Genomic DNA, 9885 nt, shown 5'->3' with positions numbered 1-9885 from the left:
GGGTCGTGCGGGATCGGCAGGTGGCCCGGCGGACCCGCCGTCGGGCGCTGGTCCGCCGGGTGACGCCCACCCTGCGACGCGGTCGGACCGGCCGGCTCTACCGGCACAGTCGCGGCGAGCGGGCCGTGATCGTGCTGCTGACCCTGGCGGCGGTGTTCCTGATCTGGTCGCTGGTGCCCGACCTGGCCCTGCGGATCGGCCTGATCGCGTTGCTGCTGCTCGTACTGCCGGCGATCGTGGTGATCGCACTGGACCGTCGTACGTGAACCGAGGAGAAGAGACGTGACCCTCACCCTGTTGCCTGCCGTGGACGTCGCCGACGGGCAGGCCGTCCGCCTCGTCCAGGGCGCTGCCGGCAGCGAGACCAGCTACGGCGACCCGGTGGAGGCGGCGCTCGCCTGGCAGCGCGACGGCGCGGAGTGGATCCACCTGGTGGACCTGGACGCGGCGTTCGGCCGGGGATCCAACGCCCACCTGCTCGCCGAGGTGGTCCGGCAGCTCGATGTCAAGGTCGAGCTGTCCGGCGGCATCCGGGACGACGAGTCGCTGCACGCGGCCCTGGGCACCGGCGCCGCCCGGGTGAACATCGGCACCGCCGCCCTGGAGGACCCGGTCTGGTGCGACCGGGTGTGCGGCGAGTACGGCGACCGCGTGGCGATCGGGCTGGACGTGCGCGGTCGTACGCTCTCCGCCCGGGGCTGGACCCGCGACGGCGGTGACCTGTGGGAGGTGCTCGAGCGGTTGGACAAGGCCGGCGCCACGCGGTACGTGGTCACCGACATCACCAAGGACGGCACGATGCGCGGGCCGAACCTGGACCTGCTGCGCGAGGTGTGCGCCCGCACCGACGCGCCGGTGATCGCCTCCGGCGGTGTCTCCACCCTGGACGACCTGCGGGCGCTGGCGGCCCTGGAGCCGGTGGGCGTGGAGGGTGTGATCGCCGGCAAGGCGCTCTACGCCGGCGCGTTCACCGTGGCCGAGGCGCTGGAAACCCTGGCCACGGCGTGACCGTCACCCGGCTCGGCTCGGGCGGGCCGTGGGAGTCGGTGTACGGCTACGCGCGGGTCGTCCGGGCCGGCGACCGCGCCGTCACGGCCGGCTGCACCTCCACCGTCGATGGTGTGGTCACCCACGTCGGGGACGCGGCGGCGCAGACCGCCCAGGCGTTGCGGATCGCCCTGGACGCGCTCGCGGAGGTCGGCGCGGGACCCGGCGACGTGGTCCGGACCCGCCTGTACGTGACCGACCGCACGTACGCCGACGAGGTCGGCCGGGCGCACAACGCGGTCCTCGGCGCGGTCCGCCCGGTGGCCACCATGGTGGTGGTCGCCGGCCTGCTCGACCCCGACCACCTGGTCGAGGTCGAGCTCGAGGCGTACCTCGGCGACCGCTGACCAGCCGGCCGGCGGTTCGCACGACCCCCGGCCCCCGCCCAAGGTCGTGGCGCTGGTCACGGTCGGCCCCTCGACATAAAGGTTGTGCACAATTTAATTGGAGGCTACGTTCTTCGTCGTGACCGATGATCTGGTGCTGCGCCGGCAGGTGTGCTTCGCGCTCTATGCGGCGTCGCGCGCCCTCACCGACGTGTACCGGCCCGTCCTCGACGGGTTCGGGCTCACCTACCCGCAGTACCTGGTGCTGCTGGTCCTGTGGGAGCGCGACGCCCGCGACAGCGGGCGCGACGCGCAGGCGCGGGAGGCCGACGGCCTCACCGTCTCCGAGCTCGGCGCGGCCCTGCGGTTGGACTCCGGCACCCTCTCCCCGCTGCTCAAGCGGCTGGAGGCGGCGGGCCTGGTGGTCCGGCGGCGGTCCGTGCGCGACGAGCGGCGGGTGGAGGTGGGGCTGACCGCCGAGGGGCGGGCCCTGCGGGACCGGATGGACGACGTGCCGACGGGCGTGGCCCGGGCGACCGGGTTGACCGCCGACGAGCTGTTCGCCCTCCGCGACACCCTGAACCGGGTCACCGAGACGATCCACCGACAGAAGGAGCAGTGACGACCATGCAGGTGCTCTACACCGCCTCCGCCAAGGCCACCGGTGACGGCCGCGACGGGCACGTCCGCACCTCCGACGGCACGGTCGATGTTGACCTGGCCGTCCCGAAGGAGATGGGTGGCGTCGGCAACGCCGCCAACCCGGAGCAGCTCTTCGCCGCCGGCTACGCGGCCTGCTTCCACTCGGCGCTGCGGCTCGTCGCGCGCAGGGCCAAGGTCGACGTGACCGGTTCGGTCGTCGAGGCCGAGGTCGGCATCGGCCCCAACGGCAGCGGTGGCTTCGGGCTGACCGTGGCCCTCGCGGTCGACCTGCCGGCGGTGGAGCGTACGGCCGCCGAGCAGATCGTCGAGCAGGCCCACCAGGTCTGCCCCTACTCCAACGCGACCCGTGGCAACGTCGAGGTCGCCCTGACCGTCCGCGAGGCCCTGGCGGCCTGACCGCCGCACCCGGTCCCCCTCGATCGCGCGACGAAAGGACGACACCGTGCGCACCAACCGTGAGATCCACCTGGCCTCCCGCCCGCAGGGCTGGCCGACCGCCGACACCTTCCGGCTCGTCGAGACGGAGGTGCCGACGCCGGGTCCGGGCCAGGTCGTGGTCCGCAACCTGTTCATGTCGGTCGACCCGTACATGCGGGGGCGGATGAACGACGTCAAGTCGTACGTGCCGCCCTTCGCGCTCGACGCCCCGCTCGACGGTGGCGCTGTCGGTGAGGTGGTGGCGAGCGAGGCCGACGGGCTCGAACCCGGCGACACCGTGCTGCACGGTCTCGGCTGGCGCGAGTACGCGCTGCTCGACGCGAAGGCAGCCCGCAAGGTCGACCCGACGCTGGCCCCGGTCAGCGCGTACCTCAGCGTGCTCGGCATGACCGGGCTCACCGCGTACGCCGGTCTGCTGGACGTCGCCGGCATGAAGGCCGGGGAGACCGTCTTCGTCTCCGCCGCCGCCGGCTCGGTGGGCAGCCTCGTCGGGCAGATCGCCAAGCTCAAGGGCGCCGCGCACGTCGTGGGCAGCGCGGGCTCGGCGGCGAAGGTCGAGCGGCTGAAGGCGCTCGGCTTGGACGCCGCGTTCGACTACCACGACCGGCCGGTCCGCGAGTCGCTGAAGGCCGCCGCCCCGGACGGGATCGACGTGTACTTCGACAACGTCGGTGGCGACCATCTGGAGGCGGCGATCTCGTCGATGCGCCTGCACGGTCGGGCCGCGATCTGCGGCATGATCGCGCAGTACAACGACACCGAGCCGCCGGCCGCGCCGCGCAACCTGGCGCTGGTCATCGGCAAGCGGCTGACCCTGCGCGGTTTCCTGGTCGGCGACCACGGCGGCCTGCGGAACCAGTTCGTCCAGGACATGGCGGGCTGGCTGCGCGACGGCAGCATCTCGTACGACGAGACGATCGTCGACGGCATCTCCAACGCCCCGGAGGCGTTCCTGGGCCTGCTGCGCGGCGAGAACCTCGGCAAGATGCTCGTCCGGCTGTAGCACCACGCGGCGGTGGCCGGCCTCACCGGCTGGTCGCCGCCGCCTCCCGATTGGATAGGCTCACGGCATGACGGTGGCGGTACGGGTGATCCCGTGTCTGGACGTGGACGCCGGGCGGGTGGTCAAGGGGGTCAACTTCCTCGACCTGCGGGACGCCGGTGACCCGGTGGAGCTGGCCGCCGCGTACGACCGCGCGGGCGCGGACGAGTTGACCTTCCTGGACGTCACCGCGTCCTCCAGTGACCGGGGGACCATGCTCGACGTGGTCCGCCGCACCGCGGAGTCGGTCTTCATCCCGCTGACCGTGGGCGGTGGCGTCCGGCGGGTCGCCGACGTCGACACCCTGCTGCGCGCCGGCGCCGACAAGGTCGGCGTGAACACGGCCGCGATCGCCCGACCGGAGCTGATCGCCGAGATCGCCGACCGGTTCGGCCGGCAGGTGCTGGTGCTCTCGCTGGACGTCCGTCGCGCGCCTGCCGGCGCCACGCCCAGCGGGTTCGAGGTCACCACCCACGGTGGCCGCCGGGGCACCGGCCTGGACGCGGTCGAGTGGGCACGGCGCGGCGCGGAGCTGGGCGCGGGGGAGATCCTGCTCAACTCGATGGACGCCGACGGCACCAAGGCCGGTTTCGACCTCGACCTGATCGGCGCGGTGCGCCGGGTGGTGGACGTCCCGGTGGTGGCCAGCGGTGGTGCCGGCGAGGTCGCCCACTTCCCGCCGGCGATCGCCGCCGGCGCGGACGCGGTGCTCGCGGCGAGCGTCTTCCACTTCGGTGAGCTGTCCGTCGCGGAGGTCAAGGACGCGCTGCGCGGGGCGGGCCACCCGGTCCGCTGACGGTTCGCGCCCGGCGGCCTGCCGGCAGCGGTACGGGCGCACGCGCTCCCGGGCCGCTCAGCCCGCTCCGGGCCCGTTCTCCGGGGAGCGTCGGGGGGACGGGATCGAGCGCACCGCGTACTCCTGCACGGCCGCCGCGTGGTCTTCCTCGTCGAGGTGCCATTCCGCGCTGCCCGGGATGTGCCGGCGGCTCAACGCGCTCTGCACGGTGTCGACGGTGGTGGCCAGGCCGGCGTTCGGACGGGTGCGCCAGAGCCGTTCACCGTCGGGTGTGATCCGGAACCATCCGTCGGAGACGCTCACCAACCCCGCCCCGACGAGCCGGCGCACCGCGTGCTCCACCTCGTGGCGCTCCGGGATCGCCTGGTTGAGGTGGTCGGCGGTGGAGAGGACGTCGGCGAGGCGTACACCCTCGGGTCGGCGGCTGGACGCGGCCCGCCGGTGTCGTCCGGCGCCGCTCGCGATCACCAGCGAGACGAAGATCCAGGCGTCGCTCCAACGCCATCCGTTCTCCCCCATGTGGGGATTCTGCAGGGCGGCGCGGTGGAAGGGAACACCTGAGCCGACGTCGCGACGCACCGCCGACGGTCCGGACACCCACGGTTCTGGTGCGACCGGCGCCGCGGCCGTCGGGGGGGCTCAGACGGCCGGGGCCGGCGCCGGGCGCGCGGAAGGCGGGGCAGGCTCGGGCACGGTGACGAGGGGCAGGAAGAACTGGGTCAGCGGCCCGATGGCGAGCGCGTACGCGACGGTGCCGATCCACACCGTCCCGCCGAGCAGCGCGCCGAGGGCCAGCACGATGATCTCGATGACGGTGCGCACCACGCGGATGGACCACCCGGGCCGGCGGGCGACGAACCCGGTCATCAGGCCGTCGCGGGGGCCGGGGCCGAAACGCGCGCCGAGGTAGAGCGCGGTGGCCGCGCCGTTGCCCACGATGCCGGCGACCAGCAGCCCGATCCGCACCGGGAGGGGGCCGTCCGGCGGCAGCAGGGCCAGGCTCGCGTCCACCGCAAGCCCGATCACCAGGACGTTGCTGACCGTGCCGAGGCCGGGGCGTTGACGCAGCGGGATCCAGAGCAGCAGCACCGCGGCGCCGACGAGGATCGACACCGTGCCGAAGGTGAGACCCGTCCGCTTCGAGACGCCCTCGTGGAAGACGTCCCAGGGGTTGAGGCCGAGCCCGGACTCGATCATCAGGGCCATGCTGAGGCCGTAGAGGACCAGGCCCGCGTAGAGCTGGGTCAGTCGCCGTGCCGGCCGGTGCCGGAGATTGCCAATCAGTCTCACGCATGCCACTCTAGGGGCCAATTGACGGCCCAGGAGAGGCCAATACTGGAGGGGTGGCATGACGAGCCAGGTGCGTGGCGCCCAATTGGCGCGGCTGCTCGGGCAGTGGCATGCACTCCCCGGCCGACGGCGCAGTCCCGACTACGCCGCTCTCGCCGGCGCCGTCCGGGGCCTGCTGGCCGACGGACGCCTGCCCCTGGGCGTTCGCCTGCCGGCCGAGCGGGAGCTGGCGGAGGCGCTGCGGATCAGCCGGACCACCGTCACCGCCGCCTACCGGGAGCTGCGGGAGAGCGGCCACCTGGCCAGCCGCCGGGGCGCGGGCAGCTGGACCATGCTCCCCGGCAACCACCGGGTGGCCAGCACCGGCCTGTGGACCCCCTCCGACGACCGCGAGATGATCGACCTGGGCGTCGCCGCGCTCGCCGCCCCGCCGGAGCTGCTGCCCGCCGCGCGCGCCGCTGCCGAGGACCTGCCGCATTACCTGGGCGGCGCCGGCTACCACCCGACCGGGATCATCGAGCTGCGGGAGGCGGTGGCCCAGGCGTACGCCGAGCGGGGTCTGCCCACCTCGCCGGAGCAGATCATGGTCACCAACGGCACCCAGCACGCCCTGGACCTGGTGCTCCGGCTCGCGCACAGTCCGGGTGGCACGGTGCTCGTGGAAGCACCCAGCTACCCGAACGCGCTGGCCGCCCTCGCCGCCCGACGGGCCCGGATCACCACCCACGGCCTGGCGGTCACCGAGCCCGGCTGGGACGCCGACCTGCTGCTCGGCAGCCTCCGCCAGGTCCGCCCCAAGCTCGCGTACCTCATCCCCGACTTCCAGAACCCGACCGGTCACCTGATGCCGTCGGAGCTGCGCGAACGGGTGGTCGCCACCGCCCACGCGGTCGGCACCGACCTGGTCGTCGACGAGTCCTTCGTGGACCTGCCGCTGGACGGCACCGTGGTGCCACCGCCCACCGCCAGCTTCGACCGGCACTCCCGGGTGGTCACCGTGGGCGGGATGAGCAAGCCCTTCTGGGGCGGCCTGCGGATCGGCTGGATCCGGGCCTCCGCCCCGCAGGTGCAGCGGCTCGCCGCCGCCCGGGTGGGCGTCGACATGGCCAGCCCGGTGCTGGACCAACTGGTCGCCGTGCACCTGCTCCGCGAAGGCCCGGCCATCGTGGCCGCCCGTCAGGCCCAACTCACCGTGCAGCGTGACGCGCTGCTCGCGGCGCTCGCCGAGCGCCTGCCGGACTGGCGGGTGACGGTGCCCCACGGCGGCGTGACCCTCTGGGCCGAGCTGGACGGCCCGATCTCCAGCGCGCTGGCCCGGGCCGCCGAGGAGGTCGGCGTACGCCTGGCGCCCGGCCCCCGGTTCGGCCTGGACGGGACCCTGGAGCGGTTCCTGCGTCTGCCCTTCACCCTGCCCGCCGCCGACCTGGTCGAGGCGGTGGGTCGCATCGCCGCGGTCCGGTACGACCTGGACCGGGCCGCGCGCCCCCGGTGGCGGGAACCCGCCGTCATCGCCTGAGGGCGGTGATTCTCCGAAGGTCCCGGTTGACCGGGCGCCGGCTGGGAGACTGCCGGGGTGGGCGGGAGCGGCGGGTCGCGGCTGATCAGCTGGGGTCGTCCAGGTACCCGCGTCACGCGCCTCGAACTCTTCTACGACCTGGTCTTCGTCTTCGCGTTCTTCAACGTCACCACGCTCACCTCGGCCAATCTCAATCCCCGTACGCTGCTGGAGTCGCTGGCCGTGCTGGCCCTGCTCTGGTGGTGCTGGACCGGGTTCGCCGCCCTCGGCAACGTCGTGCGGGCCGACCAGGGGATCATGCCGGTGGTCGGTTTCCTGATCATGGCGGCGGTGTTCGTGCTCGCCCTGACCACGGCGGTGGCGTTCCGCGACGAGCCCGGCGGGCTGTACGGGCCGTTCGTCTTCGCGTGCGCCTACCTGGTCACGTGGGTGGTGAAGGTGGTCGCGCTGTGGACCACCATCCCGCCCAACCGCGCGGCGGTGGGCCGGTCGGCGTTGCTCACCGTGCCCACGATGGGTGGGGCCCTGGTCATCCTGGCGGCGGCGACGCTGCCGCAGCGCCTCACGCCGGAGCACGAGCGCGACGTGCGGCTCGCGCTCTGGGTGGTGGCTTTGCTCATGGAGTACGGCGTCGGGCTCCTGCTCACCCGCACCGGCTGGCGGCTGCGCTCCGTGGGCCACTGGGCGGAGCGGCACGCGCTCATCGTGCTGGTGGCGCTCGGCGAGTCGGTGATCGCACTCGGGGTCGGCTCGACCAGCCGCGCCGGTCGGCCCATCACGGTGTCCATCATCGTGGCCGCCGTCCTCGGCATCGCGGTCGTCGCGACGCTCTGGTGGCTCTACTTCGACCTGCTGGCGTTGGCCGTCGAGCAGGTGCTGCACGGCGTACGCGGGCCGGAGCGGATCCCGCTCGCGCGCGACGTCTACACCTACCTGCACCTGCCGCTCATCGTCGGGATCATCCTGGTCGCGTTGGGGCTGAAGCGACTGCTCAGCGGCGTGATCACCGCGCCGCGCGCCGCCGCGCGGGAGGCGCTCGGCGGCCTGGACCTGCTGGTGCTCTACGGCGGGTTGGTGGTCTTCCTGCTGGCCCTGGTGGCGGTCGAGTGGCGGGCCTTCCGCCGGCTGGACGGCCTCTCGCTGGGAGCCGGTGCCCTCGTGGCCGCCGCCGCGCCGCTGGCCTACCGCCTCCCGCCGCTGACCGCCCTGGTCCTGCTCACCGGGTTCGTGGGACTTCTGGTGCTGGTCCGCCTGCGGGGGACCCGCCACATGCGCGCCCACGTACGCGACACGGCGCTGGTGGAGCAGGAGTCGTTGGAGGCCGAGGCCAACCGGTGGCGGGGGCGACACCTGTGAACCTGCCTGGGGACGCTCGCCGGGCTGGGAGACTGCCGAGGTGGTGGAGAGCGCGGGGAACGTGCGGTGGTCGCGGCGGATCCGGCCGAGCGCGCCGGGTTCGCGGACCACCCGCCTCGAACTCTTCTACGACCTCGTCTTCGTCTTCGCCTTCCTCACCGTCACCACCCTGACCGCCAGCGACGCCACCGCCCGAGGGCTGGCGCACGGACTGCTGGTGCTGGCTCTGCTCTGGTGGTGCTGGACGGGGTTCGCCGCCCTGGGCAACGTGGTCCGGACCGACCAGGGTGTCATACCGCTGATCGGGTTCCTCACCACGGCCGCCCTCTTCGTTCTCGCGGTCGGCATGCCGCAGGCCTTCGTCGACCAGCCCGGCGGGCTGCCCGGCCCGCTGGTCTTCGCCGCGTGCTACTTCGTCGTCCGCGCCGCCCAGGTGGGCGTCCTCGGGTGGGTGGTGCGCGCCGACCCGCAGCTGCGCCGCCACTGGCTGCTGCTCGCGCTCCCGCCCGTGGTGGCGACCGTGCTGATCGCCACCGCCGCGCTCGTGCCGCAGCGGTTCACCGACGAACGGGTGGCGATCGGCGTCCGGCTCGGGCTGTGGATCGCGGCCCTGGCGGTCGAGTACGGCGTCGGCCTGCTGTTGTGGGGCACCGGCTGGGTGGTGGTCTCGGCCGGCCACCTGGCCGAGCGGCACGCCCTGATCATCCTCGTCGCGCTGGGCGAGTCGATCATCGCCCTCGGCTTCGGCCCCGGGTTCACCGCGGGCCTGCCGCTCAGCTGGCCGGTGGTCCTCGCGGGGACGCTCGGCATCGTGGTCGTCGCGTCGTTCTGGTGGTCGTACTTCGACACGCTCGCCCTGGCCCTGGAGCAGACGCTGCACCGCACCCGGGAGCGGGTCGCCCGGCTCCGGCTGGCCCGCGACGCCTACACGTACCTGCACCTGCCGCTGATCGCGGGAATCATCCTGTTCGCGCTCGGCCTCAAGGGCCAGCTGGCCGAGGCGGCCGACCCGGCCACCCCCCGGTGGGGCGAGCGGCTCGGGATCTTCGGGGCCCTCGTCCTCCACGGCGGGGCCACTGTCTACTTGCTCACGCTGGTCGCCCTCGGCCGGCGCGTGCTGGGCATCGTGCGCTGGCCGTCCGTCGCGGCGGTGGCGGTGCTGGTCCTGCTGACGCCCGTCGCGGCCCGACTCCGGGAGCTGATCGCGCTTGCGGTGCTCGCGCTCGTGGTGGCCTCGGCGACGGTGGTGCAGACGGTCGTCGACACGCCACGCCGGCGGCACGTCCGGCAGGTGGCGCTGGAGGAGCAGCTCGCCGCCGAGGCCGACCAGACCCGGTGGCGGGGTGAGCACCTGTGACGCCGTGGGCCCCCCCCCCCGGGGGGGGGCCCCGCGGCGGGGTCCCAGCACGGC

General features: G+C 73.8%; 12 protein-coding genes. 10 read left to right on the top strand and 2 right to left on the bottom strand.

All coding sequences use genetic code 11. The features are described 5' to 3' along the window. The 7 genes from AB0I76_RS14955 to hisF all read left to right on the top strand — a co-directional run. A partial coding sequence (locus AB0I76_RS14955) for a hypothetical protein (protein ID WP_357034757.1) occupies positions 1–266 on the top strand: 266 nt, incomplete at its 5' end. A gap of 16 nt (positions 267–282) precedes the next feature. After that, positions 283–1008 (top strand): bifunctional 1-(5-phosphoribosyl)-5-((5-phosphoribosylamino)methylideneamino)imidazole-4-carboxamide isomerase/phosphoribosylanthranilate isomerase PriA, encoded by a 726-nt coding sequence (priA, locus tag AB0I76_RS14950; protein WP_357034755.1) that lies wholly within the window; start codon positions 283–285, stop codon positions 1006–1008. After that, entirely contained in the window at positions 1005–1394 is a 390-nt protein-coding gene (locus AB0I76_RS14945; RefSeq protein ID WP_357034753.1) for a Rid family hydrolase, read from the top strand. Before priA ends, AB0I76_RS14945 begins: the two co-directional genes overlap by 4 nt. A gap of 118 nt (positions 1395–1512) precedes the next feature. Continuing rightward, positions 1513–1995, top strand: coding sequence for a MarR family transcriptional regulator (locus tag AB0I76_RS14940; protein WP_357034751.1), 483 nt, complete (start codon positions 1513–1515; stop codon positions 1993–1995). 5 nt (positions 1996–2000) lie between these two features. Next, positions 2001–2432: an organic hydroperoxide resistance protein gene (locus AB0I76_RS14935; RefSeq protein WP_357034761.1), complete on the top strand. Its 432-nt coding sequence runs from the start codon at positions 2001–2003 to the stop codon at positions 2430–2432. A gap of 46 nt (positions 2433–2478) precedes the next feature. Beyond that, a complete protein-coding gene (locus tag AB0I76_RS14930; protein ID WP_357034749.1) occupies positions 2479–3477 on the top strand; it encodes an NADP-dependent oxidoreductase in 999 nt (332 codons plus the stop codon). A gap of 67 nt (positions 3478–3544) precedes the next feature. Next, complete coding sequence (gene hisF, locus AB0I76_RS14925; RefSeq protein WP_357034747.1) at positions 3545–4312, top strand: imidazole glycerol phosphate synthase subunit HisF; 768 nt, start codon at positions 3545–3547, stop codon at positions 4310–4312. 57 nt (positions 4313–4369) lie between these two features. On the opposite strand, the gene AB0I76_RS14920 is transcribed toward hisF, so the two are convergent. Further along, entirely contained in the window at positions 4370–4831 is a 462-nt protein-coding gene (locus tag AB0I76_RS14920) for a hypothetical protein (protein WP_357034745.1), read from the bottom strand. Positions 4832–4951: 120 nt separating this feature from the next. Further along, the gene (locus tag AB0I76_RS14915) at positions 4952–5602 is read right to left on the bottom strand and encodes a hypothetical protein (protein WP_357034744.1); all 651 of its coding nucleotides are present in this window, start codon (positions 5600–5602) and stop codon (positions 4952–4954) included. Between the two features lie 58 nt (positions 5603–5660). Here AB0I76_RS14915 and AB0I76_RS14910 point away from each other — a divergent pair, with 58 nt between their 5' ends. Genes AB0I76_RS14910 through AB0I76_RS14900 form a run of 3 tightly spaced genes read left to right on the top strand, consistent with a single transcriptional unit; the run spans position 5661 to position 9831 of the window. Beyond that, positions 5661–7118, top strand: coding sequence for a PLP-dependent aminotransferase family protein (locus AB0I76_RS14910; protein WP_357034742.1), 1458 nt, complete (start codon positions 5661–5663; stop codon positions 7116–7118). A 57-nt stretch (positions 7119–7175) separates the two neighbouring features. Then, positions 7176–8474, top strand: a complete 1299-nt coding sequence (locus AB0I76_RS14905) for a low temperature requirement protein A (RefSeq protein ID WP_357034740.1) — start codon at positions 7176–7178, stop codon at positions 8472–8474. 43 nt (positions 8475–8517) lie between these two features. Further along, positions 8518–9831 (top strand): low temperature requirement protein A, encoded by a 1314-nt coding sequence (locus tag AB0I76_RS14900; protein WP_357034759.1) that lies wholly within the window; start codon positions 8518–8520, stop codon positions 9829–9831. The last annotated feature ends 54 nt before the right edge of the window (positions 9832–9885 follow it).

It is taken from the genome of Micromonospora sp. NPDC049799 (genome assembly GCF_040656655.1).
In the GTDB taxonomy this organism is placed as follows: domain Bacteria; phylum Actinomycetota; class Actinomycetes; order Mycobacteriales; family Micromonosporaceae; genus Micromonospora.
The sequence above is the reverse complement of the archived record's forward strand: the minus strand, read 5'-3'. Positions and strand labels throughout refer to the sequence as shown.

Coding starts and splice junctions, on each gene's coding strand:
- AB0I76_RS14935 (WP_357034761.1), top strand. CDS start 2,001: ATGCAGGTGCTCTACACCGCCTCCGCCAAGGCCACCGGTGACGGCCGC.
- hisF (WP_357034747.1), top strand. CDS start 3,545: ATGACGGTGGCGGTACGGGTGATCCCGTGTCTGGACGTGGACGCCGGG.
- AB0I76_RS14920 (WP_357034745.1), bottom strand. CDS start 4,831: ATGGGGGAGAACGGATGGCGTTGGAGCGACGCCTGGATCTTCGTCTCG.
- AB0I76_RS14910 (WP_357034742.1), top strand. CDS start 5,661: ATGACGAGCCAGGTGCGTGGCGCCCAATTGGCGCGGCTGCTCGGGCAG.